The following is a 23,765-nucleotide window of genomic DNA, read 5'->3' as shown; positions in this document are numbered from 1 at the left end:
CGATGGAGACCGCGATGGGCGAGGTCGTCAACCTCAACCGCTTCCGCAAGCAGGCGGCCCGCCGCGCGGCCGCGGCCAAGGCCGCCGAGAACCGGGTCCGGCACGGCCGCTCGGGCGCCGCCAAGGCGAAGGAACGCACCGAACGCGACCAGGCCGGGCGCCGGCTCGACGGCGCCCGCATCGAGGACGGCGACCCGGAGACCTGACCGCCGCCTATTCGGCGGCGGCCGCCGCCTCCGGCTCGGGCACGGACTCGGTCGCGAACTCGGCCGGCATGGTGATCTCGATCAGCTCGAGATCGTCGGAATGCTCGACCTCGACATGGCGGATGCCGGGCGGCTGGTGGACGCAGGAGCCTGGGCGCAGCGTCACCTCGCCCTGGCCCTCGTAGCGGAACTTGACCCAGCCCTTCAGGACGTAGACGAGCTGGAACCCCAGGTGGTGCCGGTGCCAGCCGCCGGCCGCATGGTGCCCGGGCCGCGCCCGGATGACATGGGCATGGAAGCGCCCGTCGGTCGCCGTGGCGATGCCGAGGTCGCGATACTCGAAGAACGGCCGCAGGCCGTCACCGACGAACCGGCTTTCGTCGGCATGACTGACCGAGAAGCGCATCTTCTCCCTCCCTCTGCCGGCAGGACCGGCTCACGGCGAGACGATCTTGCCCGGATTCATGATGTTGTCGGGGTCGAGCGCCTTCTTCAGCATCCGCATGACGCTGACCGCGTCGCCATGCTCGGCGGTCAGGAAGTTGATCTTGCCGTAGCCGATGCCGTGCTCGCCGGTGCAGGTCCCGCCCATCGCCAGCGCCCGGTGGACCATGCGGTCGTTGAGCGCCTGGGCACGGGCGATCTCGTCGGGGTCGTCCGGGTCGATGATGAAGGCGAGATGGAAGTTGCCGTCGCCGACATGGCCGACGATCGGCGCCAGCAGCCGGCTCTCGACGATGTCCTTCTTGGTCTCGAGGATGCACTCGGCGAGCCGCGAGATCGGCACGCAGACGTCGGTCGCCCAGCCCTTGGCGCCCGGACGCATCGCGATCGCGGCATAGTAGGCGGTGTGCCGGGCGGCCCACAGGCGCGAGCGGTCCTCCGGTTTGGTCGCCCACTGGAAGTCCGCCGCGCCCTCCTCGGCCGCGATCGCCTTCACCATCTCCGACTGTTCGGCGACGCCGGCCGCGGTGCCGTGGAACTCGCAGAAGAGGGTCGGCTGCTCCGGGTAGTCGAGCTTGGAATAGCGGTTGATCGCCGCCATCTGCACCTCGTCGAGGAGCTCGATGCGGGCGACCGGGATGCCCGACTGGATGGTCTGGATGACGGTGTCGACCGCCCCCGCCAGGGTCGGAAACGAGCACACGGCCGCCGCCATCGCCTCGGGCACGCCGTAGAGCCGCAAGGTCACCTCGGTGATGACGCCGAGCGTGCCCTCCGAGCCCACGAAGAGCCGGGTCAGGTCGTATCCCGCCGCCGACTTCCGCGCCCGGCCGCCGGTGCGGATGATGCGCCCGTCGGCGAGCACGACGGTCAGGCCGAGGACGTTTTCTCGCATGGTGCCGTAGCGCACCGCGTTGGTGCCGGAAGCGCGGGTCGCCGCCATGCCGCCGAGCGACGCGTCGGCACCGGGATCGATCGGAAAGAAGAGGCCGGTGTCGCGCAGGTGTTCGTTGAGCTGCTTGCGGGTCACCCCCGCCTGGACGGTGCAGTCGAGGTCGGCGGTCGAGACCCGCAGCACCTCCTTCATCTGGCTGACGTCGATGCTGATGCCGCCGTGCAGCGCCGCGACATGGCCCTCGAGCGACGTGCCGGTGCCGAAGGGAATGACCGGGACGCCCGCCGCCGCGCAGGCCTTGACGATCTCGCTCACCTCCTCGGTCGAACGGGCGAAGGCGACGGCGTCCGGCGGCGCGGTGACATGGTAGGATTCGTCGCGGCCGTGCTGTTCGCGGACCGCCGTGGCGGTCGACAGCCGGTCCCCAAGGAGCTGGCGCAGATGGTCGAGCAGCGCCGCGCTGGGCGTGATGCGGCGCTGGGCGACGGCGGCGGACATGGGCGGCACTTTCGGGCTGCGAGGGAGCGGGTCGACCGAAGGTAGGCCCCCGCCGACGCCGCGGCAAGCGGGCGGCTCAGGCCGCCTGCCGCTGCCACTCGGCCCGGTCGATCGCGTAGTAGACGACCGGGAGGCCGCGGTGGGTCGCGTCGCGGCGGTAGGTCATGCCGAGCCGTTCCATCACCCCGCGCGAGGCGAGGTTGTCGTGGAGCGTGATCGCCATCACCCGGCCGAGGCCGAGCCGGCCGAAGCCGTAGGCGAGCGCCGCCCGCCCGGCCTCGACGCCGATCCCCTGCCGGCGCACCCGCTCGCTGAGGGTGTAGAGCACCTCGGTCTCGCCGTCGAAATCGGGCATGTAGCGCAGCCCGTGGTGGCCGAGCAGTTCGCCGGTGCGGCGGTCGACCACGGCCCACGGGCCGTAGCCGCGCAGCCGCCACTCGTCCATGAAGTGGCGCAACGACCGCTCGGCGATGATTGCGGCCGGCTCGTCGGGCGAGCGCAGCCAGTCGCGCACCGACGGCTCGTCGCGGATGCGGACATAGGCCGGCAGGTCGTCGAGGGTGAAGGGGCGCAGCAGCAGCCGCTCGGTGCGGACGCTGCCGGGCGGCAGATCGGGTTCGCTATTCGTCACGGTCGCTCCGACGGCCAGGCGACGACCCGCTGCTCCAGTTCGGCCTCCGTCACCTCCTCCTCGGAGACGACGCGGCCCCGCACGGAGATGCCGGCGGCGTGGACCGTTTCCGGATCGCCCGAGACCAGCGGATGCCACCAGTAGAGATCGCGGCCCTCCGCCACCAGACGGTAGGCGCAGGTCGGCGGCACCCAGCGCAGCCGGCGGATGTTTCGCGGCGTGAGCTTGACGCAGTCCTTCACGATCGATTGCCGCGTCGCATAGCTGGAACAGCGGCACGAATCCAGGTCCAGCAGACGGCAGGCGACGTCGGTGAAGAGATAGCGGTTCTCGTCGGGGTCGTAGAACTTGAGCAGGCAGCAGCGGCCGCAGCCGTCGCACAGCGACTCCCACTCGGCCGCCGTCATCTGGCCGAGGCGCTTGGTCTTCCAGAAGGGTTCGCCGGTCATGGGCCGGCACCGTTGGCGCCGGCCCGGCCGCTTGTCAATCGGCTGGTCCGGACGACGCGACGCCGAGCCGGCGGGCGAGGAAGTCCAGCCGGTCCTGGCCCCAGAAGATCTCGCCCTCGACGACGTAGGACGGGGCACCGAAGACACCGGCGGCGATCGCCCGGTCGGTGTCGGCATCGAAGAGCGCGGTGATCGCCGGGTCCGCCCCGCGACGGCGCAGGGCCGGCCCGTCGAAGCCGAGGCGGCCGGCGACCGCATCGAGCACGGCCGGGTCGTTGACGTCGGCATCCTCGGCCCACAAGGCGGCCATGAAGCCGTGCGCGAGCCGCAGCGCCGCCGCGTCGCCCTCGGCATCGCGCAGCGCCAGGACCATCCGCACCCGGTCCCCCTCGGGCGAGGGAAACGCCTTGGGATGGAGGGTCAGGGGCACGCCGAGATGGTCGCGCCAGCGCGCCAGTTCGACCAGGCGGTAGGCCTGGCGCTGCGGGGCGCGCTTCGGCAGCGGCAGACCGCCCGACTGGGGAAAGATGCGGCCGAAATCGACCGGGCGGACCGCGACCGCGGCACCGGCCCGGCGCGCGATCTCCGCGAACCGCGCCGAGCCGAGATAGGCCCAGGGCGAATTGTGCGAGAAATAATAGTCGATCACCATTCCGGCCGGCCCTTCTCGTCCAAGCGGCTGCGCGCGGTCCACCATAGGTTTCGGCCGGGGTGGCCGTCGATGATAGACTGCCCTCCGAGGTGGAACGAGGCGCATGGACCTGACGACGCTCGGCTACGCACTCCTCTTCGGCCTGTCGGTCTTCACCGCCGACAGCGTCATCTATGCCGATTCGTACTCGCTCCGGGCCGAGGTGCACGAGGACGTCGGTCGCGCCGGCTATACCCGCCAGTATGTCGAGAGCTACTTCGCCTACGAGATGCGGCGAACCTTCCGCCACGAATCGGTGGTCAAGCCGGTCGCGCTCCGGGCCGGCGGCGAGGCGTCGGTCACGGCGGCGCTGACCGATCCGCTCGGTGCCGACCGGCTGCGCTCGGCGCTGCAGAGCCTGTTCCAGGTCGATCCGCTCAGCCTCGAGGTCTACCTGCTGCCGGCGGGCGACGACATCCGCGCGGTCGGCTTCGGCAGCCGCCCGAGCGGCGCCTTCTTCGAGTTCTCGACCCAGGCCGGGGGCCGGCCGCCGCAGGTGTTCCTCGGCGAGGTGGCGATGCAGGCCGCGCTCGTCATCGATCCCTACCACGCCCGCCTCGCCCAGGCGCGGCAGCTGCCGCGGGAGGGGGCGGCGGCCGCGGAGGCGACGCGGAAGCTGGTGGCCGAACTCGGCGCCCGCGCTCCCGCCGCGCCGACGCCCGGCCCCTCCGCCTCCGTCCCCGTCCCCGCCCCCGCTCCCGAGCGCCGGGACGACGCGGCCCTCTCCCATCTCGAAGGGATGCTCGCGCTGCGCGGCGGCGATCTCGACCAGGCGGAAATCCTGCTGAAGCGGGCACTGGCGGAGAATCCGGGGATGGTCGCCGCCCAGATCAACCTCTCGCTCGTCAACCTGCTGCGCGGACGCCACCTGCCGTCGCTGACGCTGGCCCGGCAGGCGGAGAGCGCGCTGCCGACGAGGACCGAGCTGCGCCCCAAGGCGATGCGCCACCTGCGCGGCGCGATCTACGCCACCGCGGCCTTCAATGCCGAGGCGGTGCAACAGGCGAACCTCGCCGAGACGCTGTGGCAGCGCGCCTGCGCCGACCTGCCGCAGCTGGGCCCGCTGCTGGCCGGACGCGGCAGCGCCTGGCTTCCCGCCCGGACCGTCACCGCGTGCTGGAAGCCGCTGGATCGCGAGGCGCAGGCGGCGTTCGACGCCTACGCATGGGAACTGGCGGCGCTGGGCCCGCTGCCGGCCGCGCGGCCGGGCAGCGGCCGATAGGCCGGCGGTCAGCGAATGGGGATCGTGCTCTCGGGCAGGGGCTGCCCGCGGCGCAGCGCGTTCGCCGCCTCGATCAGCCGGTAGAAGCCGCGATTGTCCAGCAGGTTCATCATCACCGCATTGTCGGCGAAGGCGGACGCCCAGTAGCCGCCGTGGTTGCCGGGGTCGCCGGCATAGTTGAAGCGGACGAACTCGATCATGGTCAGCGGCCGGATGACCTCGATCGCCGTGATCGTGTCGAGGAAGATCGACGAATCCACGCGCGGGATGTGCAGCGGCAGCACGTCCATGACGATATGCAGGAAGCCCACCCGCCGGATCTCGACTCGATCCGGATAGAGCGCGATCAGCCCGCCCCACCCGTACGCCTCCATGATCGGGCGCTGGCCCGAGGGCGAGGCGCGGGACGCACGCCGCTGCCAGCGTCCGAACCAGTGCCATCGCCGCCGCCGCGGTCGCTCCGCCGCGGCCGAGGCCCCGGGTGCCGGCCATCGGGACCGCGCGCCGCGCCGACGACCACCTTCCTCGACGATCATGCCGGCGACCTTAGCACGCCCGACAGTCGACATGGCGATCGCGCGTGGTATAGGTTTCGCTTCATTGGGGCGGCTTCAGTGCCCGTCGCGCGGTCGGTGCCCCTGCCCGATCCCGGCGGGGCGTCCCGAAGGCACAGGTGGAACCATGGACGGTAGCGTGGCGACGGTATCGGACACCGGCAAGAAGCGCTTCGCCGACCTCGTGCGGCTCCATGCGCAGAAGGCCAAGTTCATCACCCGCGAGCAGGAGATCAAGCTGCTCGAGGAGGGGCTGAACCGCTACGACATGAGCCTGGCCGACAGTCGCAACATCGTCCGCGGCGTCGCCGACGAGATGTCGGTGACCTTGGAGCGCGACGTCGATTCGGCCGCCACGGCGATCCTGCGCGGCTTCGCCAGCAAGCACCGCAATCGCATCCGCAAGGGCGAGTTCGAGCAGGCGGTCGCCTTCTACCGGGTCCAGGCGGAGAATTCCCTGAGCGACGCCGAAATCCGCCGGCGGCTCAAGACGATCATGGAGAACAACGACTGGAAGCCGAAGCGCGCGGGCGTGCTCGTGCGCTCACGCCGCTGGTACCGGTCGATCAAGGCCGACTGACCGGCTCAGTGGCCGCGGGCGCGATGGCCGCGCTGCAGGCGGAAGCGCTGGAAGAGCAGGCCGACCGCCGCCACCAGCCAGAAGCTGAGCTGGTGCAGCAGCCAGAACGCGGTGCAGGCGACGTAGAGCGCCAGAAGCGCGGCCGCGGTCGCGATCATAGCTCCGCACAGCACCGCGCGCAGCGCCTCCGCCGGACCCCAGAAGCGGAACGGCAGCAGCAGGGCGACCAGCAGCAGCAGCCCGTGCAGCGCGACCGTCGCGCGGACCCACAGCGGCGCCTCGTAAGAGCGCAGGTAGATGGCGGGCAGGTCGCGCAGGTAGGGGGCGAGGCGGATGTCGAGCATGTCGGCGAACGACATGTCCCACGGTCCACCAGGGGAGAAGATGCGGTCCGGCGCCCACACTTCGACCCCAGGTCCGGCCCACAGGACCGCCACCGGCAGCAGCAGGCCCGCCGACAGCGCCGACCGGCGCAGCACGGGCAGCGTGTGGTACCAGCGTGGCTTGCAGGCATCGACCAGTTCGGCCACCACCGTCGCTGCCGCCACCGGAATGGCCAGCGCCACGATGCAGGCGAGGACGTCGATCAGGGTGCCCGTGGTCACCGCCCGATCCGCCGTTCCATGCCCGGCCAGCCGCCCGCCGCCGCTCGCGAGTTCCTCATGACGGACCGATCATAGGCCGATGGCACGGAATCGCGAATGGATGAAGGTCTGGGCCATCGCGGCCGTGCTCGCGCTCGTGGCCGCCTGGCCGGTGGCGGGGCACGCCGGGGAATGCCGTCCGCCCGAGCCGGAACTCGCCGAGTTCCGGCGCGCCGAAGCCGGCCGCATCTCGGCCGACCGGCTGCGCGTCGAGCAGCTCGTCCGGCGCACGCTCGGGACCGGCGTCTCGCTGTCCTTCGGGGAGGTCCGGCAGCGCGTGCCCGCCTATGGCGACTGGGCCTACGGCTGGGTCGAAAGCTACGTGACCTCCTACGAACTCGTGATCCGCGGCCTGCTGGCGGGCGTGCAGGCGGGGGCCGCGCCCTGGGATCCCGAGGTGCGGGCCGCCATCGCCGGGGCGGCGCGGCGTTTCGTCTTCAACCGCTTCGACCAGCTGGTGGTGCGGCCGGCCCGCCTGCCCGAGCGGCTGCACGAGGAGTGGGCGGCGGCGACGAGCCTGGCCGAATCCGAATGGGGCGTCGCGCGCGCCCGGTCGCGGGCCGCGGTGGCGCGCTTCCTGGGCGAACACTGCCCAGAGGTCCCGGGCCCTGCAACGGCCGATGGCGACGGCGGACCGTCGCTGCGCACCGCCAGCGGCCGGCCCCTGGCGAGCGCCGGAACGATCGAGGGGATCTACCGCCTGGATGGCGCCGGCGATGCGGAGACGATCTTCCTGCGTTCGACCCGCCCGTTCGGCGCGCGCCTGGCGATCATGCTGGCGCGGCTCACCGAAGCGGGGTCGGCGATCGCGGTCGGCGGCATCTTCGGCATCGGCGGGCTGACCGGGCCGATCAGCGGCTTCGTCGGCGTGCTGGCGACGGTGTGGACGCTCGACTGGGCGATCAACCGCGGCGACGAGCTGATCCATCGCGCGTCGATGGAGCAGGAACTGCAGGGGCTGGTCGGCGACATCGAGCAGGAAATGCTGCGCGGCATGGAGACGCTCTTCGCGGAATCGCTGGGAGCGGCGGCCGAGGAGGAGATCGCGCGGCTGTCGGCGATCGGACGGTGAGGATCCCCGCGGCCCGATCGTGATGGTATAAGTCTTCCTTCGAGACGCTGCTGGGCGCTCCGTCCCAGGCGCGCCGAGCCAGGGAGGCGAGACATGACGGCCGACACCACCGCACTGGACCGGTCCCGCATGCAGACCGGGTCGCGCACTCGACCGGGCGCCGCCATGGGTCTCGCCGGCTGGGCGATGGCGACCGCGGTCGTCGCCCTGGTGCTGGCGGCCTCGTCGCCGGTCTGGGTCCCGATGCTGCGCAGCGCGCCGGAGGCCAAGCCCGACCTGACCATGACCGTGGCGGTGCGACAGGCGACCGATACCGCCCGCAGCGCCCAGGCGAGTGCACGCGGCGCCCAGGCGACCGCCGAGGAGTCGGTCCGCGCGACCCGCGAACTGGCCGAACGGACGGCACCGCTGGCGGCCCGCATCGATACTCTCGAGGCGACGGTCCGGAAGCTGGCGACGGCATCCGCCACCGCCCCGACCGCGGCCGACATGCACCGGCTCGCCCTGGCCGGGGCGATCGCCCAGCTCCGCCCCGCCATCGCCCGGCCGACGCCGTTCTCGGTCGAACTCGCCGTGGTCCAGGGCCTTGCCCAGGCCCAGGACCAGTACATGGCGGCGCTTCGGCTGCTGGCCCCTCATGCGAGTGTCGGCATCCCGACCCTGCGCCAGCTCCAGGCGCGCTTCGCCGCCGCCGCGGACGCCGCCCTGATGGCGGAGGCCGGGGCCGAAGGGGTGCCGCTGGCGTCGGAATTCCTGAGCTGGGTCGCCTCGACGGCGCCGTTCGGCAGCGGACGGATGGTTCACGACCTGATGATGCCCGAGACCGCGGCAGCGCTGGATCTGGCGCGCGACCGCCTGCGCGCGGATGACCTGGCCGGAGCGGTCGCGGCGGTGAGCCGGCTGCGCGGCCCCGCCGCCGCCGCCATGCGTCCGTGGACGGATTCGGCGCGCGCCCGCGTGGTCGGGACGGCGGCGATGGACAGCCTGGTCCGCGCGGCCCTCGCCGATCTCCCGGGCGGAGCGCGATAGCGCCTCCGGACGGGAAGGACGACGCGATGGCGATAGGCGGCGGACGCTTCGACTATTCGAGCATCCTGATCCGCTTCCTGTTCAGCCTGTTCTTCGTGCTCGCGACCTACAATCCGAGCGGCGTGTCGTACTTCCACTGGGTCCAGAATGCCGGCGACGTGCCGCTCAAGATCCTGACCGGGCTGATCCTCGTCGGCATCTACGCAATCCTCGTCATCTCGACCTGGCGAATGATCGGGGCGTTCGGCGTGGCCCTGGTGGTGGCCGCCTGCGCGGCGGCCGGCTGGCTGCTCTGGGACCTGGGCGTGATCGATCTCGGCAGCCTCAGCGCCTTCTCGACCTCGTTGCTGGTGATGCTGGCGGTCGTCTTCACCGCCGGCATCTCCTATTCCGGGGTCCATACCCGACTGACGGGCATCCTCCACACCGAGAACAAGTGACCCTCAGCGGGTCAGGGCCTGGGCCATCACCCGGTTGACGAGTTCCGTCGCCGCCTGGTCGATGGCGATCCGCGAGCGTGCGTGGATGATCCAGGTCGCGGCCTGGCTGAGCGCCGCCGCGTCGAGCGGCGCCAGCGCCGCCACCGCCTGGGCGAGCTGGCCCCGCGCGAGATGGATTTCCGCGTTCTGCACCGCCGCACGCGCGGCGGTCGGCGGCGGCGGGTCGACCACGCCGAACTTCGAGCCGGCCTCGACCGCCCACCGGCGCGCGGTGTCGGTCCAGCCGTCGCCCGGCCCGGTGGCGCGGGCCACGACCAGCGGCGCCAGCACGTCGAAGGACTGCCGCAGATCGGCCACCGTGGGGGCGCCGCGGCTCGCATGCACCAGGAGCTCGTTGATCGGCCCTTCGATGCCGCGAACCCCCTCGCCGATCTGGCGGACATAGGCGAGTTCGCGCGCGAACGGCCGCGCCGTCTGGGTGATCGCCGACAGATGGACGGCCGCACCGAGCAGGCGCTCCAGCCGCGCGTCCGCCATTCCGCCCTGCACCGACGGTCCCTGCTCCACCCGCGCCAGCCGCTCGGCCAGATCGTCGGTCACGCGCGTCAGCGAGCGCCGCAGTTCCTCGGCCGCCTCGGCCGTCGCCTGCGCCCGCTCGGCCGCCTTCTGGTCAAGCCCGTCGATGCGGGTGGCGAGGCCGGACCGGGCCTGATCGACCAGCGACTGCACTTCGCGCGCCGTCCGGGCGAGCTGCCGCCCCCGTTCCGCCTCGGCGGCGTCGAGGCGCGCCACGCGCTGGCTGATTTCGGCGAGCGCGCCGTCCTGGGCGCGGACGCGCTCGGCCAGCTGCGGGTCCTGGGCCGCGGCCGGCGTCGTCCGCGCGTCCCGCGCCTCGGCGATCATCCGGCGCACCTCGTCGGCGGCCGCATCCATCGCCTGCAGGCGCGCCGCATCGCCCTGCTCGATGCGCCCGAGTTCGTCGCGCAGCCCGGCCAGCAGACCCTCCTGGGCACGGAACCGTTCGGCCGTCTCGCGCTCCAGGCGCTCGATCCGCTCGTCCGCGATGATCCGCGCCTGGTCGATCCGGGCCCCCAGTTCGGCGGCAGTCTCGGTCTGCGCCTTCTCCCGCGCGGCGCCCTGGGCGTCGAGCCGGCCGACCGCCCGCTCGATCTCCGCGAGGCCGGCCAGTGCCGCCTCGAAGCGGCCGAGCCGCTGCGCCACCTGATCGATCGCCGCCCGCACGCCGGCCTCCGACGCCGCCGCGGCGGCCGCAAGCCGCTGGTCGCCGGCGGCGCTCAGTTCCTCCATCCGCTCGGTCCGGCGGATCGATTCGGTGACCCAGTCCCGCAACGACTGCTCGGTCGCCTGCCGGCGCGCCGCGGTCACGGCGTCCTCATGCCGGCCGGCCTCGAGCTGCCGACCGATCGCGTCGAGCTGTTCGCGCAGCGCCTTGACCTCGCCGGTCAGGTTCTGCACCCGCTGGCTGAGAAGCTGGCCGTGGGCCGCCGGCGGTGCCGCCGCCACCAGCGCCAGCACCATCATCGATGCGCCGGCCCAGCCGGCACGAACGCCCAGTGGCCCCGCCATGGTCACCTCCATCCGGCCGGCAGCGGATCGCCGCCGGCGAGGTCCGAGACTAGAGGTCGTCGATCTCTGCGGCGTACTCGTCATAGATCATGAGCCCGGCGACGCCGCCGGCAGCGGCGCCGATCCAGGTCCCGATCTGGCTGCCGATCAGCCACTGGCCGGCCATGGCGCCGACCGCCACCGCGGCGACGACGACCGCCACCTGCTTCAGGGTGATCCCGTCGCTGGTCTCGATCTTCGGCGGCGTGATCGTGATCGACGGCGCCGACTGCGCGAAGGACATGGTCGGCGCGAGGCACAGCAGCAGGATCATCAACAGGCGGCGCATGGTTCCCCCCCTCCAGCGGCAGGCACGCCCCGCGGCCTGTCCCAGCGATGCAGCCGGCATCGCTGCAGGCCCCGCGCGCACCCTCGGGTCCGACAAACTGTCATTGATAAGTATGACATCAAACCGGCCCGCCGGCCAAGCGAGGCTTATGGCGGTCCGGCAGGAACGGCGCCATATCGGCAGCGATCGGGCGTCCGCTCCTTACCGGGTGAGCGGCTTGAAGCGGATGCGGTGCGGCTGGTCGGCCTCGGCGCCCAGACGCCGCTTCCGGTCGGCCTCGTAGTCCTGGTAGTTGCCCTCGAACCAGACGACGCGGCTGTCGCCCTCGAACGCCAGGATGTGCGTCGCGATGCGGTCGAGGAACCAGCGGTCGTGGGTAATCACCACCGCGCAGCCCGGAAAGTCGAGCAACGCCTCCTCCAGCGCCCGCAGCGTGTCGACGTCGAGATCGTTGGTCGGCTCGTCGAGCAGGATGACGTTCGCCCCCTGCTTCAGCATCTTGGCGAGGTGGACGCGGTTGCGCTCGCCGCCCGAGAGCTGGCCGACCTTCTTCTGCTGGTCGGGACCGCGGAAGTTGAACAGCGAACAATAGGCGCGGCTCGGCATCTTGCGACGCCCGAGGTCGATCTCGTCGTTCTTGTCGCTGATCTCCTCCCACACGGTCGCGTTGGGCTTCAGCGAATCGCGCGACTGGTCGACATAGCCGAGCTTCACGGTCTCACCGACGCGGAAGGTGCCGCCGTCCGGCTTCTCCTGGCCGGTGATCATGCGGAAGAGCGTCGTCTTGCCGGCGCCGTTGGGGCCGATGATGCCGACGATGCCGCCGGGCGGCAGGCGGAACGTCACGTCCTCGAACAGCAGCCGGTCGCCGAAAGCCTTCTTCAGATGGTCTGCCTCGATCACCAGGTCCCCGAGGCGCGGCCCCGGCGGGATGACGATCTGGGCCGTGTCCGGCGCCTTCTTGGCGGCCTCCTCGACCAGCGCCTCGAAGGCGCTGATGCGGGCCTTGCTCTTCGCCTGCCGCGCCTTGGGGGAGGCGCGCACCCATTCCAGCTCGCTCTCGATGGTGCGCTGGCGGGCGGCCTCGGTCCGGCCCTCCTGCTCCAGCCGCTTCTGCTTCTGGATCAGCCAGCCCGTGTAGTTGCCCTCGTAGGGGTAGCCCTTGCCGCGGTCGAGCTCGAGGATCCAGCCCGCGACCTCGTCGAGGAAGTAGCGGTCGTGGGTGATGGTGACGACCGTGCCCGTGTAGTCCTTGAGGAAGCGCTGCAGCCAGGCGACGGATTCGGCGTCGAGATGGTTGGTCGGCTCGTCGAGCAGCAGCAGGTCGGGCTTCTGCAGCAGCAGGCGCGCCAGGGCCACGCGGCGGCGCTCGCCACCCGAGAGCTTGTCGACCGCCGCATCCCCCGGCGGACAGCGCAGCGCGTCCATGGCGATCTCGACGGTGCGCTCGAGGTCCCAGCCGTCGGCGGCGTCGATCTTCTCCTGAAGTTCGGACTGCTCGGCCAGCAGGTCGTTCATCTCCTCGTCGGTCATCTCCTCGCCGAAGCGGGCGCTGACCTCGTTGAAGCGGTCGACCAGCGCCTTCGTCTCCGCCAGCCCCTGCATGACGTTGCCCTGGACGTCCTTGGTGGGGTCGAGGTCCGGCTCCTGCGGCAGGTAGCCGACGGTCGCCCCCTCCGCCGCCCAGGCCTCGCCCTGGAACTCCTTCTCGACGCCGGCCATGATCTTGAGCAGCGTCGACTTGCCCGCACCGTTGGCGCCCAGCACGCCGATCTTCGCGCCCGGCAGGAACGACAGCCAGATGTCGCGGAAGACCTCCCGGTTGCCCGGATAGACCTTCGTCAGGCCCTTCATGACATAGATGTACTGGTACGCGGCCATGCGTCCTCGCGGGGGGAAAGCTCGTCGGATCGGGAGACGACGAGGCTTCTAGCCCATCGGGGCGCCGCCGCGCAATCCGGGGGTCCCGCCGCGGGTGTCCCTCCCCCGCATCGCGCCGCTGAACCCGAGGCTCCGCCCGAGGCCGTGGTCCCCCGGGCCGCATGCGGGGCCGGCGAAGCGCTACCGCGACAGCCCCGCGGCGACCATCTCCGGCAGCGGCCGCAGGCCGCGGAGCGCCGACCGCAGCGCCCAGCGCCGGGTCCGGCCCAGCCGCCGGGGCTCGACGGCATTGGCCGGCGGACGGCCCTCGGCCAGCGCCGCCACCTGCTCGTCGAGCAGCACGCCGAGGACGGTCTCGAAGGCCTGGAGCAGCATGTCGCGGTCGGCCTCGGCGAGGCGGCCGGCGGCGACGGCGGCCGCCAGCCGGTCCGGCGTCGCGACGGCGACAGCGCCCGACGCCAGCGCCAGCGTGCGGGCGGCGGCGACGATCGGCATCGTGCCGCCTTTCTTCAGGTCGACCCGGCCGCCCGTCGTCACGAGGCGCCCGAACAGCCCGACCGGCGGCCGGAGGTCGGCGACATGGAGCGCCAGGTGGCGGAGGAAGAGGGGTGCCGCCGCCGCCGCCGCCACCGCCTCGGCGCGCAGCCGGTCGGCCAGTCGCCCGTCGCCAGCGACCGGGTGGAAGTCGAAGAAGATGTCGACGTCGAGCAGTGCCGCGCCGTCCTTGGCCGCGATCCAGCCCTCGACGGTGCGCCGCCAGCCGGCCGGGTCGTGGCGCCACCGCGCCTCGCGCGCCATGATGCCGCCGGCGCAGTAGGGAATCCCGGCCTCGTCGAGGATGTCGGCGATGCGGCGCCCGAACTCGGCGAACCACGGATCGGCATCGCCGTCGCCCGCATGGACCAGGGCATTGTCCTGATCCGGCACGAGCAAGGTCTCGCCGCGGCCGCCCGAACCCAGCACGAGCAGGCACCAGGGCGCCGGCGGCGGTCCCCAGTCGGGCCGCATCGCCGCCTCCGCCAGCCCGGCCGCACGGGCGGTCGCCTCGCGGATGGTGGCGGCGATCACGGCCGTGACCTCGAGGGCGGTGACGCCGTCGCGCCGCAGGGCGGCGGCGAGGCCGGGCACCGCGGCGCGGACGCGGCCGATCCCGGCGGCGTCCGCCGCGGCGGCGATGCCGTCGCCGACGACGAGCGCGTCGCGCGCCCGCAGGCGCAGCAGCGCCCGGGCCGAGACCATGCCGACCGCGGCGCCGGCGGCGTCGACCACCATCAGGTGGCGGATGCCGAGCCGCTCCATGCGGCCGAGCGCGCTCGCGACCAGGGCGTCGTCGCGGATCGTCACCAGGGGCGCCGACATCAGTTCCCGCAGCGGCCGCGCCAGCGCCGCCGGCCCCGCCTGCCCCGTCAGGCGGAGGAGGTCGCGCTCGGTCACGATGCCGGCCGGCAGCGGGTCGGCCACCACCACGGCGCTGATGTTCTCCTCGGCCATGCAGCGCGCCGCGTCGGCCAGGGTCGCGCCGGGCGGCATCGTCACCAGCGGCCCGCGCATCACGGCGGCGACCCGGGTGCGGTAGGCGAAGCCGTCGGCCCGCAGCAGGGCGCCCGCTTCGAACGCGGTCACCAGCCCGCCCCCGCCTGCAGTCGCGTCGCGCGGCGGGACGTCGCCGCCAGCCGCTCCAGCGCCCCCCAGTCGGCGACCCCGCGCTCCTCCAGGCGCGGCAGCAGCGCGCGGTAGACGGCAGCCGCGAGCAGCGCGTCGCCGAGCGCGGTGTGGCGCCCCGTCAGCGCGAGGCCGAAGCGCGCCGCGAGGCCGTCGAGATCGACGTCGGTGCGCTGCGGGTCGAGGGCGTCGGCGAGCCGGAAGAGGCAGAGCGCCGGCGGCCGCTGCCAGGGAATGCCGGCGCGCGCGCATTCCGCCTCGATCACCGCGAGGTCGAAGCCGACATTGTGCCCCATGACGACGGCCCCGCCGACGAACTCGGCCAGCGCCGGCAGCACCGCCGTGAAGGGCGGTGCGTCCGCGACCATGGCCTCGTCGATGCCGTGGACGGCGGTGGCGGCGGCCGGGATCGCGACGCCGGGGCGGACCAGCCGGTCGAGCGCGGTGCCGCGGAAGACGCGCTCGCCGTGCAGCCGCACCGCCCCGACGGAGACGATGCGGTCGCGCGCCGGATCGAGGCCGGTGGTCTCGGTGTCGAGGGCCACCAGGGGGAGGTCGGCCAGCGCCGTCGCCGGCCCGACGGGCGGGGCCGGCGGCGGCCGGTCATGCAGGTCGAGCGCATGGTCGAGTTCGGCCCGCCACGCGCCGTCGACCGGAAAGGTGAGGACCGCCCCGTCCGCCGTCCCGAGGGCCGTGACCTGGACGGCGAGCCTTGGACCGTCGAGCGTGCCGACGGTCGCCGCGACCGGCCGTCCTGCCTGCCGGGCGGCGGCGATCGCCGGTCCCACGTCCTCGCGGACGAGCGCGTCGAAGACGCTGGTGCCCGGCATCAGCGCGCGGTCGCCGAACCGGCGCCGGGCGGCGCCGTTGGCGAGGCTGACGAGACCGCTCTCGGTCAGTACCAGGACCCCTTGCGGCAGGCTGGCCAGGATCTGGCCGAGGCGACCGGAGACGCCCGCCGTGGCGTGCGCCTGGCGCTCCGCCACCCGCGCCTCCTGCAGCCGCAGGCCGGCGCGATGGACGGCCGCGACCGTCGGCCCGGCACCGTCCGGCGGCGCCGGAGGCGGCACCCGCAGCGGATCGGCGGCCAGACCCGACAGCATCTCGCCGACCCGGCGCAGCGCCTCGAAATGCCCCTGCCCCACCGTCCAGGCGACGACCGCGACGATCACCGCGGCGAGCGCGGCTGCGAGCGCCAGCCACGGCCAGTCCGACGCCAGAAGCCCGGCGGCGCCGGCGAACCCGGCCGCGGCTGCGGGCGCGGTCAGGAGGCCGAGCCGCTCGCCCGCCACCCCGGCGTCTCCGAACCGCCGCCCGTTTCGCTGCCCTCGGTGCCGAGCGCGGCCACGAGCGTCGCGCGGTCGAGCCGGCGGCGCAGCCGCCCGGCGACCGCCGCCATCTGGAAGGCGATCGCGTTCGTCACCATCGGGCCGTCGAGCCGGCGCATGTTGATGTGGATCGGCAGCACGCCGAACACCGCCCGGCCGCCGACCGCGACGATATCGCGGGTCACCGCCGGAGGGGCGCGCCCCGCCGCCGCCAGCCGGGCCGCAAAGGCGGTGACCCGGTCGTCCCAGCCCCCGGGCCGGTGCGCCGGGCGCGGATAGGCGGCGAGCGCCTCGGCATAGAGCGCGACCAGCCGACGCTCGGCGGCCGGATCGAGGTCGCGCGAGTCGGGCCGGATCAGCGATTCCGCGATCAGGAAGACGTCGGCCAGCAGAATCGCGAAGGCCTCCCACCGGCTCCGTGCGAGGTCGGCAACGAAGGTCGCCTCGGAGGACAGCTGCGGCCAGTTCCGGCCGGCCTTCGCCTGGCAATATTCGGTGACGACCTTCTGGGCGACGAAGGCCGCCTGGGCCGAAAGCGTGTCGCGCAGGGCCGCTGCCGTCGACACGGGGCTGCGGTCGCTGCCGATCCGCATGCCTTCCAGCCAGGTGCCGAGAAAACCCACCGTTGCACCGCCCTTTCCGTGCCCAGCATGTCGTTGTGCCGGATTCGCGACGATGTTAGTAGTAATCACCAAGGAGTCGACCGTCCATCTTGCCTGTTCCGGAGTGCCATCCGGTCCCGGCCCTGCGGCGTGGACGGCTCCCAACAAGCGTGCAGTGGTCGGCAAACGATCGGACCGTTTCCCTAGGGGGGAGAAACAGCATGGCAAGTCCAAAGTTGACGCCAGCGCAGGCTCAGGCGCACTGGCGCAAGACGTCGGGCCTGATGTGGACGATCCTCTTCATCTGGTTCCTGGCAAGCTTCGGCGTCCACTTCTTCGCCGTCCAGCTCAATCAGATCGTGATCTTCGGGTTTCCGCTCGGCTTCTACATGGCCGCGCAGGGCTCCCTGATCATCTTCGTCATCCTCTGCACCTGGAGTTCGTCGGCGCAGAACAAGATCGACGAGGAGTTCGGGGTCGCCGAGGACTGACGCGGGAGATCGGATCATGGCTACTTCGACTGGATCGGCGAGCTTCCTCGCCAATCTCGGAAAGGTCTACGGCACATACACCGGGGCCTTCGTCGTCTTCACCATCGTGCTGGCCGTTCTGGAACAGGTCGGCCTGCCCAACAAGTGGATCGGCTACGCGTTCGTCTTCCTGACGATCTTCGTCTATGCCTACATCGGCTACCTGTCTCGGACGATGGAGATTTCCGAGTACTACGTAGCCGGACGAAGCGTGCCGGCGTTCTACAACGGCATGGCGACCGGCGCCGACTGGATGAGCGCGGCGTCCTTCATCTCCATGGCCGGCGGCCTCTTCCTCGCGGGCTACAACGGCCTCGGCTACGTGCTCGGCTGGACCGGCGGCTACGTGCTGGTCGCGATCCTGCTGGCACCCTACCTGCGCAAGTTCGGGCAGTTCACCGTGCCGGACTTCCTGGGGACCCGCTACGAGGGCAACGTCGCCCGCGTCTGCGGCGTCGTCGTGCTGTTCTGCGCGTCCTTCACCTACATCGTCGCCCAGGCCTTCGGCATCGGCATCATCACCTCGCGCTTCCTCGGCATTCCGTTCGAGTTCGCGATCTTCGCCGGCCTCGTCGGCATCCTGGTCTGCTCGATGCTGGGCGGGATGCGGGCGGTCACCTGGACCCAGGTGGCGCAGTACATCATCCTCATCATCGCCTACCTGGTGCCGGTGGTCTGGCTGTCGACCAAGAAGTACGGCATCCCGATCCCCGAACTCACCTACGGGCAGGCGCTGAGCGAAATCGCCGGCCTCGAAGACAAGCTGAACATCGTGCGCAAGCACGTCGAGCCGTTCGTCAACGCCTCGGGCCAGTTCAGCTGGGTCGAGTTCAACAACTTCTGGGCCCTCGTCCTCTGCCTGATGGTCGGCACGGCGTCGCTGCCGCACATCCTGATGCGCTACTTCACCACCCCGAACGTGAAGGAAGCCCGCCAGTCGGTGGCGTGGAGCATCTTCTTCATCTTCCTGCTCTACTTCACCGCCCCGGCCTACGCCGCCTTCGCCAAGCTCGAGGTCTACCAGAACGTCATCGGCGCCCAGATCTCGACCCTGCCCGCATGGGTGCAGAGCTGGTCGCAGGTCGGCGGCCTGCTGACCATCAACGACGCCAACGGCAACGGCATCCTCGAGGTCACCAAGTACGCGGTGGCCGGGCCGTTCCTCGATCTCGGCGAACTGCGCATCAACCAGGACATCATCGTCCTCTCGATGCCCGAGGTCGCGGGCCTGCCCTATGTCATCTCGGGCCTGGTCGCGGCGGGCGGCCTCGCCGCGGCGCTCTCGACCGCCGACGGGCTGCTGCTCGCCATCGCCAACGCGCTGTCGCACGACATCTACTACAAGATGATCGATCCCCAGGCGTCGACGCGGCGGCGGCTGGTCGTCGCCCGCGTCCTGCTGATCCTGGTCGCCATCCTGGCCGCGGTGGTGGCGGGCACGCGCCCGTCCGGCATCATCCAGATGGTCGCCTGGGCCTTCTCGCTGGCCGCGGCGGGGCTGTTCGCGCCGCTGGTCATGGGGATCTGGTGGAAGCGCACGACGACCGTCGGCGCCATCACCGGCATGATCGCCGGCTTCGGCGTCTGCATGTACTACCTGATCTCGACCCACTATTTCGGTGCGCCGCTGTGGTTCGGCATCCGGAACATCTCGAGCGCGCTGTTCGGGCTGCCGGTCGCCTTCGTCGTCACTTGGCTGGTGAGCCTGGTGACGACCCCGCCGTCGCCCGAAATGCAGGACTTCGTCGACTCGATCCGCGTTCCGCGCGGTGAGATTCGCGGCGTGGGTGCCACCGGCTCCCACTAGTCCCGCCGATCGCGACCGGAGCGGCGGCATCCCCCGGGGTGCCGCCGCTCCTCGTTTCCGGCCGACATTCCTTCGAACGAGGCGCTCTTCCCGTGACCGGCCAATCCGACATCTGGTGGTCCTACCTCTACTTCCACCTGCCGAACTATGCCTTCTCGGTCCTCTTCTACACGCTGTTCGGCCGCTTCCTCCTCGGCATCGTCGTGCCGGCGGGCAGCAGCAACTACATCTATCGCTGGTTCTGCCGCCTGACCGACTGGCTGGTCCGGCCGGTCGACCGCATCACCCCCCGCATGATCCCGCGCGCCTTCCTGCCGCCGGTCGCGGCCTTCTGGGTGATCGTCGCCCGCGTCCTCTTCTTCATGGCCATGTTCCAGGCCGGCCTGACGCCGCGCTTGGCGCCGGGCGGCTGAGCATCGGAGCCGTGGCATGATCTTCGACCGCCACATGCTGTTCACGCTGGTGATCGGGGTCGCCGTAGTGAACGGCATCTTCTCGCCCTACCTCAACATCGCGGTGCCGATCACGGCCGTCCTGATGCCGGAGATGTTCCCGCGCAACCCGAGCTGGGTGCTCTTCTTCAGTTCGATCCTGGTGGCCAGCGCGACCCTGCTCTTCGCCGGCGTTCCGGCCGCCATCCTGGAGCGGCTGATGGACGAGACGCCCGAGGCGACGACGCCGATGTGGGCCTGGCTCGCGCTGACGGTCGTCCTGACGCTGCCGGCCCTGCCCAACATCGCCCCCTGAGCCGGCGGTTCCCGGCGCTGCCCCCTGTTCGGCCCGGGCGGCCCTCGCATAGGCTGCGACGGCCCGCCCGCCGTCGCATCGCAGAAGGAACCGCCGCTTGTTCACGATCTATCCGGCCCGCCGCATCCTCACCATGAATCCGGCGCGGCCGGAGGCGACCCACGTCGCCGTCCGCGACGGCCACGTCCTCGGCGCGGGCACGCTCGACGAACTGGCGGTCTGGGGCCCGCATCGCATCGACCGCACCTTCGCCGACCTCGTGCTGATGCCGGGGCTGGTCGAGGGCCACAGCCACATCTCCGAGGGCGTCTTCTGGCAGTCGGTCTATTGCGGCTTCTTCGACCGCATGGATCCCGACGGCAAGGTCTGGCCGGGCCTCGCCTCCATCGACGCGGTGATCGCCCGCCTCGCGGCGGCCGACGCCGCGCTCGCCGACCCGGCGGCGCCGCTCGCCGGCTGGTCGCTCGACCCGATCTACTTCGGCGACCGGCGGGTCGGCCGCGCCGAGCTCGACCGGGTTTCGGCGACCCGGCCGATCGGCATCATGCATGCCAGCGGCCATATCCTCAGCGTCAACACCCGGACGCTCGAGCTGGCCGGGCTGCTGCGGCCGGGGCTGAACCATCCGGGCGTGCCGCTCGGCGCCGACGGCCTGCCGACGGGCGAGCTGAAGGGCCCGGAGGCGATGATGCCGGCCGGCCGGCACTGCGGCTTCGACCGCGAGAAGCAGGCCGGCGACGAGCGGGGCCTGCGCCAGTTCGCGCGGCTCTGCGTCCGCCGCGGCGTGACGACGGCGACCGACCTCGCCAACCTGCTGCCGGACGATGCCGTCGACATGATGCTGCGGGTGACGGGTGAGCCCGGCTTCCCCGCCCGCATCGTCTCTTTCCGCCGCAACTACGGGCTGTCCATGCCCGACCTGATCGAGCGCGCCCGCGCCCTCCGGGACCGCAGCAGCGACCGGCTGCGGCTCGGCGGCGTCAAGCTCTTCGCCGACGGCTCGATCCAGGGCTTTTCGGCCCGCCTGCGCTGGCCGGGCTATCTCGGCGGCCAGCCGAACGGCCTCTGGTACATCACGCCCGAGCACCTGACCGAGGCCTACGAGCGCGCGCTCGCGGCCGGCATCCTGGTCCACACCCACACCAACGGCGACGAGGCGACCGATCTCGCGCTCGACTGCCTGGAGGCGGCGCTGCGGCGGCAGCCGGGGCCCGACCACCGCTTCACCCTGCAGCACTGCCAGCTCGGCGATCCGGCGCAGTTCCGGCGCATGAAGGCGCTCGGCCTCTGCGTCAATCTCTTCCCCAACCACCATTTCTACTGGGGCGACCAGCACTACCGGACGACGCTCGGGCCGGAGCGGGCGGAGCGGATGAACGCCTGCGCCTCCGCCCTGGCCGCCGGCGTGCCGATGGCCATGCATTCCGACGCGCCGGTGACCCCGCTCGGCCCCCTCTTCACCGCCTGGTGCGCCGTCAACCGGCGGACGGCGAGCGGCCGGGTGCTGGGGGCGGCGGAGCGGATCGGCGTCGCCGACGCGCTCCGGGCGATCACGCTGGGTGCGGCCTACACGCTGAAGCTCGACGGCGAGATCGGCCAGATCGCCTGCGGCAAGCGCGCCGACTTCGCCGTGCTGGAGGACGATCCGACGGCGATCACGCCCGAGCGGCTGAAGGACGTCCGGATCTGGGGGACGGTCCAGGATGGCCGCCCCTTCCCCGCGGCCGCGATCTGACCCGCCGCCCGACCATGTCCCCGCCGATGTCCCCACCCACGCCCGGACCGCTGCCGGTGACGGTCGTCGGCGGCTATCTCGGCGCCGGCAAGACGACGCTCGTCAACCATCTGCTGCGGCACGCGGACGGGCGCCGCCTTGCCGTCCTGGTCAACGATTTCGGCGCGCTGCCGATCGATTCCGACCTGATCGAGGGCGCCGACGGGGCGGTGCTGGCGATCGCCGGCGGCTGCGTCTGCTGCGCCTACGGCAGCGACCTCATCGCCGGCCTGGAGACGATGGCGGCGCGGCGGCCCCGGCCCGACCATGTCGTCGTCGAGACGAGCGGCGTGGCCCTGCCCGACGCCGTGGCGCAGTCGGTGCAGCTGCTCGCCGCCTTCCGGCGCGACGCGATCGTGGTACTGGCCGACGCCGAGACGGTGCGCCGCCACGCGGCCGACCGCTACATGGCCGACACGATCGCCCGCCAGCTGGCCGCCTCGGACATCGTCGTCGTCAACAAGACCGACCTCGTGCCGCCCGCAGTCCTCGCCGAAACGCTGGACTGGGCGGCGGCGGCGGCCCCCCATGCGGCCGTCCTCCCGGCCCTCCACGGCGCGGTGCCGGTGGCGGCGATGCTGGGCCCGGCCGCGACCGAACGGCTGCTGCTGGACCGGCCGGCCGGGCACGACCGCCCGGCGTGGCGCTCGGTCGCGCTCCCGGTCGGGCACCGGGTCGACGCGGCCCGGCTCGCGGCCGCGCTGGCGGCGCCGGGGCTGGGCTTGGTGCGGGCCAAGGGCATCGTGCCGGGCCGCACCGGACCGGAGACGATCCAGGTGACGGGGCGGCGCTGGACGGTCGCGCCGGCCGCCGCCCTGCCGGACGGCGCCTTTCCGGACGGCGCCTTGCCGGACGGGCGCGGGCGGCTGGTCGCGATCGCCGTCGGCCGGCCGCTGGCCGAGGACGCCGTCCGCACGGCCGTCGCCGCGGCGCGGCTCGCCGAGCCGTGATTTGCCGACGGCCGGCCGGCCGCCCTACGCTGCCCGTCGATGGAAGACCGCATCCGTCAGCACGCCGACATCTCGATCCGCCGCGGCTGCGGCTTCGGCCTGCTCGCCGTGGCGACCGCCATGGTCGGGATGGCACACGACATCGCGCTCGCCGCCTATGGCGGTGCCGTCATGGTGGCGCTGATGGGCGCGATCCTGCTGCTCAAGGGCTTCCGGGCGCCGCAGCGCGGCTACCGCTCGACCGAGCTGTGGCTGCTGCTCGAACGCCGGCACGGGCTGCCGGAGAACGAGGCCCAGGCGGTGATCGGCGGCATCCTGCGCGAGCGCTACTACTGGCACGCGCAATGGGCGGGCGGCATCGCCGCCGGCCTGTGGCTGCTGAGCCTGGGGCTGCGCCTCGTCTAGCCGGGCGGCAGGCCGCCCAGCGACTGCGGCAGCATCCGCCGCAGGGTGAGGTCGCGGACGACCAGGTGATGGTGCAGGGCCGCCCCGACATGAAGGACGAGCAGCCCGATCACCGCCCAGCCGGCCCAGCCGTGCAGGTCGAGCAGCACCCGCCCCAGCGCCTCGTCCTTGGCGACGAGATCGGGCAGGCGGAAGAGCCCGAACGGCTCCAGCGGGAACCCGAAGGCGGAGTTGCCGATCCAGCCGACGACCGGCATCGCCAGCAGGGCGAGGTAGAGGAGACCATGCACCGCTTCGGCCGCGGCGGCCTGCAGGCGCGGCAGCGGCGGGATTCGGGGCGGCGGTGGATGGCCGATCCGCCAGGCGACGCGGAACAGCGCCAGCCACCAGACCGCGAACCCGATCCATTCGTGCCAATGGTAGAGGGTGAACTTGAGGTCGCCCTCGATCCGGGTCATCACCAGCCCGAGCGGGATCGAGACCGCGAGCAGCGCCGCGGTGATCCAGTGGGCGCCGCGGGCGGGCGCGGAGTAGCCTCGGGCGGCGGCTGCGTCTCCCCTGGCCATCGGACCTCCTCTCCCCCTTGCGGGCGTCAGCAGACCCTATCAGGAAGCCGCCGCCCTGCCAAAGCCCGCCGGCGGCCCCCGCACGTCCGCGGCAAACCATCCTCGTAGGCTTGCAGCCCCAGAACGTTGCGAGTATGGTCCCGCCCCGTTCGCCGGAACCCCCTCTCGCCGACGTAGCTCAGGGGTAGAGCAACTGATTCGTAATCAGTAGGTCCGCGGTTCAAATCCGCGCGTCGGCACCAT

At 72.2% G+C, this 23,765-nt stretch carries 27 protein-coding genes and 1 tRNA gene; 14 read left to right on the top strand and 14 right to left on the bottom strand.

Features of this window, described 5'->3' with window-relative positions:
- Positions 1–206, top strand: a 206-nt coding sequence (locus ACE3Q3_RS14620; protein WP_374447246.1) for a DUF4169 family protein, incomplete at its 5' end; no start/stop codon positions are given.
- Between the two features lie 7 nt (positions 207–213).
- Here ACE3Q3_RS14620 and ACE3Q3_RS14615 read toward each other — a convergent pair.
- The 5 genes from ACE3Q3_RS14615 to ACE3Q3_RS14595 all read right to left on the bottom strand — a co-directional run bounded on the left by ACE3Q3_RS14615 (position 214) and on the right by ACE3Q3_RS14595 (position 3,775).
- On the bottom strand, positions 214–612 hold the full coding sequence (locus ACE3Q3_RS14615; RefSeq protein WP_374447243.1) for a cupin domain-containing protein: 399 nt from the start codon (positions 610–612) through the stop codon (positions 214–216).
- A 30-nt stretch (positions 613–642) separates the two neighbouring features.
- Positions 643–2,043: an FAD-linked oxidase C-terminal domain-containing protein gene (locus tag ACE3Q3_RS14610; RefSeq protein ID WP_374447241.1), complete on the bottom strand. Its 1,401-nt coding sequence runs from the start codon at positions 2,041–2,043 to the stop codon at positions 643–645.
- 76 nt (positions 2,044–2,119) lie between these two features.
- Entirely contained in the window at positions 2,120–2,674 is a 555-nt protein-coding gene (locus ACE3Q3_RS14605) for a GNAT family N-acetyltransferase (RefSeq protein WP_374447240.1), read from the bottom strand.
- Positions 2,671–3,123, bottom strand: coding sequence for a YcgN family cysteine cluster protein (locus ACE3Q3_RS14600; protein ID WP_374447237.1), 453 nt, complete (start codon positions 3,121–3,123; stop codon positions 2,671–2,673). The genes ACE3Q3_RS14605 and ACE3Q3_RS14600 overlap by 4 nt, the downstream gene beginning before the upstream one ends.
- A 34-nt stretch (positions 3,124–3,157) precedes the next feature.
- On the bottom strand, positions 3,158–3,775 hold the full coding sequence (locus ACE3Q3_RS14595) for a 2-hydroxychromene-2-carboxylate isomerase (protein ID WP_374447235.1): 618 nt from the start codon (positions 3,773–3,775) through the stop codon (positions 3,158–3,160).
- A gap of 103 nt (positions 3,776–3,878) precedes the next feature.
- On the opposite strand from ACE3Q3_RS14595, the gene ACE3Q3_RS14590 reads away from it, so the two are divergent.
- Complete coding sequence (locus ACE3Q3_RS14590; RefSeq protein ID WP_374447233.1) at positions 3,879–5,036, top strand: hypothetical protein; 1,158 nt, start codon at positions 3,879–3,881, stop codon at positions 5,034–5,036.
- Between the two features lie 8 nt (positions 5,037–5,044).
- On the opposite strand, the gene ACE3Q3_RS14585 is transcribed toward ACE3Q3_RS14590, so the two are convergent.
- Entirely contained in the window at positions 5,045–5,410 is a 366-nt protein-coding gene (locus ACE3Q3_RS14585) for a hypothetical protein (protein WP_374447231.1), read from the bottom strand.
- Between the two features lie 319 nt (positions 5,411–5,729).
- Here ACE3Q3_RS14585 and ACE3Q3_RS14580 point away from each other — a divergent pair, with 319 nt between their 5' ends.
- A complete protein-coding gene (locus tag ACE3Q3_RS14580) occupies positions 5,730–6,170 on the top strand; it encodes a hypothetical protein (RefSeq protein ID WP_374447228.1) in 441 nt (146 codons plus the stop codon).
- A 5-nt stretch (positions 6,171–6,175) separates the two neighbouring features.
- On the opposite strand, the gene ACE3Q3_RS14575 is transcribed toward ACE3Q3_RS14580, so the two are convergent.
- Positions 6,176–6,775, bottom strand: coding sequence for a hypothetical protein (locus ACE3Q3_RS14575; protein ID WP_374447226.1), 600 nt, complete (start codon positions 6,773–6,775; stop codon positions 6,176–6,178).
- A gap of 79 nt (positions 6,776–6,854) precedes the next feature.
- On the opposite strand from ACE3Q3_RS14575, the gene ACE3Q3_RS14570 reads away from it, so the two are divergent.
- From ACE3Q3_RS14570 to ACE3Q3_RS14560, 3 genes are all read left to right on the top strand, one after another.
- Positions 6,855–7,886, top strand: a complete 1,032-nt coding sequence (locus tag ACE3Q3_RS14570) for a hypothetical protein (protein WP_374447224.1) — start codon at positions 6,855–6,857, stop codon at positions 7,884–7,886.
- A 93-nt stretch (positions 7,887–7,979) separates the two neighbouring features.
- Positions 7,980–8,915 (top strand): hypothetical protein, encoded by a 936-nt coding sequence (locus ACE3Q3_RS14565; RefSeq protein WP_374447222.1) that lies wholly within the window; start codon positions 7,980–7,982, stop codon positions 8,913–8,915.
- Between the two features lie 26 nt (positions 8,916–8,941).
- Entirely contained in the window at positions 8,942–9,355 is a 414-nt protein-coding gene (locus ACE3Q3_RS14560) for a DUF6524 family protein (RefSeq protein ID WP_374447221.1), read from the top strand.
- Positions 9,356–9,358: 3 nt separating this feature from the next.
- Here ACE3Q3_RS14560 and ACE3Q3_RS14555 read toward each other — a convergent pair whose 3' ends face one another.
- The 6 genes from ACE3Q3_RS14555 to ACE3Q3_RS14530 all read right to left on the bottom strand — a co-directional run bounded on the left by ACE3Q3_RS14555 (position 9,359) and on the right by ACE3Q3_RS14530 (position 16,764).
- On the bottom strand, positions 9,359–10,942 hold the full coding sequence (locus tag ACE3Q3_RS14555; protein ID WP_374447218.1) for a hypothetical protein: 1,584 nt from the start codon (positions 10,940–10,942) through the stop codon (positions 9,359–9,361).
- A 49-nt stretch (positions 10,943–10,991) separates the two neighbouring features.
- Positions 10,992–11,270 carry a hypothetical protein gene (locus ACE3Q3_RS14550; RefSeq protein WP_374447215.1) on the bottom strand — a complete coding sequence of 93 codons (279 nt, stop codon included), beginning with the start codon at positions 11,268–11,270 and terminating at the stop codon, positions 10,992–10,994.
- 201 nt (positions 11,271–11,471) lie between these two features.
- On the bottom strand, positions 11,472–13,151 hold the full coding sequence (ettA, locus tag ACE3Q3_RS14545; protein WP_374447212.1) for an energy-dependent translational throttle protein EttA: 1,680 nt from the start codon (positions 13,149–13,151) through the stop codon (positions 11,472–11,474).
- A gap of 180 nt (positions 13,152–13,331) precedes the next feature.
- Positions 13,332–14,774, bottom strand: coding sequence for a DUF294 nucleotidyltransferase-like domain-containing protein (locus ACE3Q3_RS14540; protein WP_374447211.1), 1,443 nt, complete (start codon positions 14,772–14,774; stop codon positions 13,332–13,334).
- A complete protein-coding gene (locus ACE3Q3_RS14535; protein WP_374447210.1) occupies positions 14,771–16,105 on the bottom strand; it encodes an exonuclease domain-containing protein in 1,335 nt (444 codons plus the stop codon). The genes ACE3Q3_RS14540 and ACE3Q3_RS14535 overlap by 4 nt, the downstream gene beginning before the upstream one ends.
- Positions 16,078–16,764: a hypothetical protein gene (locus ACE3Q3_RS14530; RefSeq protein WP_374447208.1), complete on the bottom strand. Its 687-nt coding sequence runs from the start codon at positions 16,762–16,764 to the stop codon at positions 16,078–16,080. Before ACE3Q3_RS14530 ends, ACE3Q3_RS14535 begins: the two co-directional genes overlap by 28 nt.
- 200 nt (positions 16,765–16,964) lie before the next feature.
- Here ACE3Q3_RS14530 and ACE3Q3_RS14525 point away from each other — a divergent pair, with 200 nt between their 5' ends.
- The 7 genes from ACE3Q3_RS14525 (at position 16,965) to ACE3Q3_RS14495 (ending at position 22,956) form a co-directional block, all read left to right on the top strand.
- Positions 16,965–17,234 (top strand): DUF4212 domain-containing protein, encoded by a 270-nt coding sequence (locus ACE3Q3_RS14525; RefSeq protein ID WP_374447206.1) that lies wholly within the window; start codon positions 16,965–16,967, stop codon positions 17,232–17,234.
- 16 nt (positions 17,235–17,250) lie between these two features.
- Positions 17,251–19,080 (top strand): sodium:solute symporter family protein, encoded by a 1,830-nt coding sequence (locus ACE3Q3_RS14520; protein ID WP_374447204.1) that lies wholly within the window; start codon positions 17,251–17,253, stop codon positions 19,078–19,080.
- Between the two features lie 92 nt (positions 19,081–19,172).
- Positions 19,173–19,493 carry a YggT family protein gene (locus ACE3Q3_RS14515; RefSeq protein ID WP_374447201.1) on the top strand — a complete coding sequence of 107 codons (321 nt, stop codon included), beginning with the start codon at positions 19,173–19,175 and terminating at the stop codon, positions 19,491–19,493.
- A 16-nt stretch (positions 19,494–19,509) separates the two neighbouring features.
- The gene (locus ACE3Q3_RS14510) at positions 19,510–19,827 is read left to right on the top strand and encodes a hypothetical protein (RefSeq protein ID WP_374447199.1); all 318 of its coding nucleotides are present in this window, start codon (positions 19,510–19,512) and stop codon (positions 19,825–19,827) included.
- Positions 19,828–19,924: 97 nt separating this feature from the next.
- The gene (locus ACE3Q3_RS14505) at positions 19,925–21,562 is read left to right on the top strand and encodes an amidohydrolase (protein WP_374447196.1); all 1,638 of its coding nucleotides are present in this window, start codon (positions 19,925–19,927) and stop codon (positions 21,560–21,562) included.
- A gap of 26 nt (positions 21,563–21,588) precedes the next feature.
- Entirely contained in the window at positions 21,589–22,551 is a 963-nt protein-coding gene (locus tag ACE3Q3_RS14500) for a GTP-binding protein (RefSeq protein WP_374447194.1), read from the top strand.
- A gap of 39 nt (positions 22,552–22,590) precedes the next feature.
- Positions 22,591–22,956, top strand: coding sequence for a hypothetical protein (locus ACE3Q3_RS14495; protein WP_374447193.1), 366 nt, complete (start codon positions 22,591–22,593; stop codon positions 22,954–22,956).
- Here ACE3Q3_RS14495 and ACE3Q3_RS14490 read toward each other — a convergent pair.
- The gene (locus ACE3Q3_RS14490; protein WP_374447192.1) at positions 22,953–23,522 is read right to left on the bottom strand and encodes a cytochrome b; all 570 of its coding nucleotides are present in this window, start codon (positions 23,520–23,522) and stop codon (positions 22,953–22,955) included. The two genes, ACE3Q3_RS14495 and ACE3Q3_RS14490, sit on opposite strands and share 4 nt — an antisense overlap.
- A 167-nt stretch (positions 23,523–23,689) precedes the next feature.
- Between ACE3Q3_RS14490 and ACE3Q3_RS14485 the strand changes: the two genes are divergently transcribed.
- Positions 23,690–23,764, top strand: a tRNA-Thr gene (locus ACE3Q3_RS14485).
- Position 23,765: the final 1 nt, after the last annotated feature.

Origin of the sequence: Allostella sp., from assembly GCF_041913585.1 — a bacterium.
Lineage (GTDB): Bacteria > Pseudomonadota > Alphaproteobacteria > ATCC43930 > Allostellaceae > Allostella.
The sequence above is the reverse complement of the archived record's forward strand: the minus strand, read 5'-3'. Positions and strand labels throughout refer to the sequence as shown.

Excerpts from the sequence above, each read along its gene's own strand:
- ACE3Q3_RS14615 (WP_374447243.1), bottom strand. The coding sequence starts at position 612 with ATGCGCTTCTCGGTCAGTCATGCCGACGAAAGCCGGTTCGTCGGTGAC.
- ACE3Q3_RS14610 (WP_374447241.1), bottom strand. The coding sequence starts at position 2,043 with ATGTCCGCCGCCGTCGCCCAGCGCCGCATCACGCCCAGCGCGGCGCTG.
- ACE3Q3_RS14600 (WP_374447237.1), bottom strand. The coding sequence starts at position 3,123 with ATGACCGGCGAACCCTTCTGGAAGACCAAGCGCCTCGGCCAGATGACG.
- ACE3Q3_RS14595 (WP_374447235.1), bottom strand. The coding sequence starts at position 3,775 with ATGGTGATCGACTATTATTTCTCGCACAATTCGCCCTGGGCCTATCTC.
- ACE3Q3_RS14590 (WP_374447233.1), top strand. The coding sequence starts at position 3,879 with ATGGACCTGACGACGCTCGGCTACGCACTCCTCTTCGGCCTGTCGGTC.
- ACE3Q3_RS14585 (WP_374447231.1), bottom strand. The coding sequence starts at position 5,410 with ATGGAGGCGTACGGGTGGGGCGGGCTGATCGCGCTCTATCCGGATCGA.
- ACE3Q3_RS14570 (WP_374447224.1), top strand. The coding sequence starts at position 6,855 with ATGGCACGGAATCGCGAATGGATGAAGGTCTGGGCCATCGCGGCCGTG.
- ACE3Q3_RS14565 (WP_374447222.1), top strand. The coding sequence starts at position 7,980 with ATGACGGCCGACACCACCGCACTGGACCGGTCCCGCATGCAGACCGGG.
- ACE3Q3_RS14560 (WP_374447221.1), top strand. The coding sequence starts at position 8,942 with ATGGCGATAGGCGGCGGACGCTTCGACTATTCGAGCATCCTGATCCGC.
- ACE3Q3_RS14555 (WP_374447218.1), bottom strand. The coding sequence starts at position 10,942 with ATGGCGGGGCCACTGGGCGTTCGTGCCGGCTGGGCCGGCGCATCGATG.
- ACE3Q3_RS14550 (WP_374447215.1), bottom strand. The coding sequence starts at position 11,270 with ATGCGCCGCCTGTTGATGATCCTGCTGCTGTGCCTCGCGCCGACCATG.
- ettA (WP_374447212.1), bottom strand. The coding sequence starts at position 13,151 with ATGGCCGCGTACCAGTACATCTATGTCATGAAGGGCCTGACGAAGGTC.
- ACE3Q3_RS14525 (WP_374447206.1), top strand. The coding sequence starts at position 16,965 with ATGGCAAGTCCAAAGTTGACGCCAGCGCAGGCTCAGGCGCACTGGCGC.
- ACE3Q3_RS14520 (WP_374447204.1), top strand. The coding sequence starts at position 17,251 with ATGGCTACTTCGACTGGATCGGCGAGCTTCCTCGCCAATCTCGGAAAG.
- ACE3Q3_RS14510 (WP_374447199.1), top strand. The coding sequence starts at position 19,510 with ATGATCTTCGACCGCCACATGCTGTTCACGCTGGTGATCGGGGTCGCC.
- ACE3Q3_RS14500 (WP_374447194.1), top strand. The coding sequence starts at position 21,589 with ATGTCCCCACCCACGCCCGGACCGCTGCCGGTGACGGTCGTCGGCGGC.
- ACE3Q3_RS14495 (WP_374447193.1), top strand. The coding sequence starts at position 22,591 with ATGGAAGACCGCATCCGTCAGCACGCCGACATCTCGATCCGCCGCGGC.
- ACE3Q3_RS14490 (WP_374447192.1), bottom strand. The coding sequence starts at position 23,522 with ATGGCCAGGGGAGACGCAGCCGCCGCCCGAGGCTACTCCGCGCCCGCC.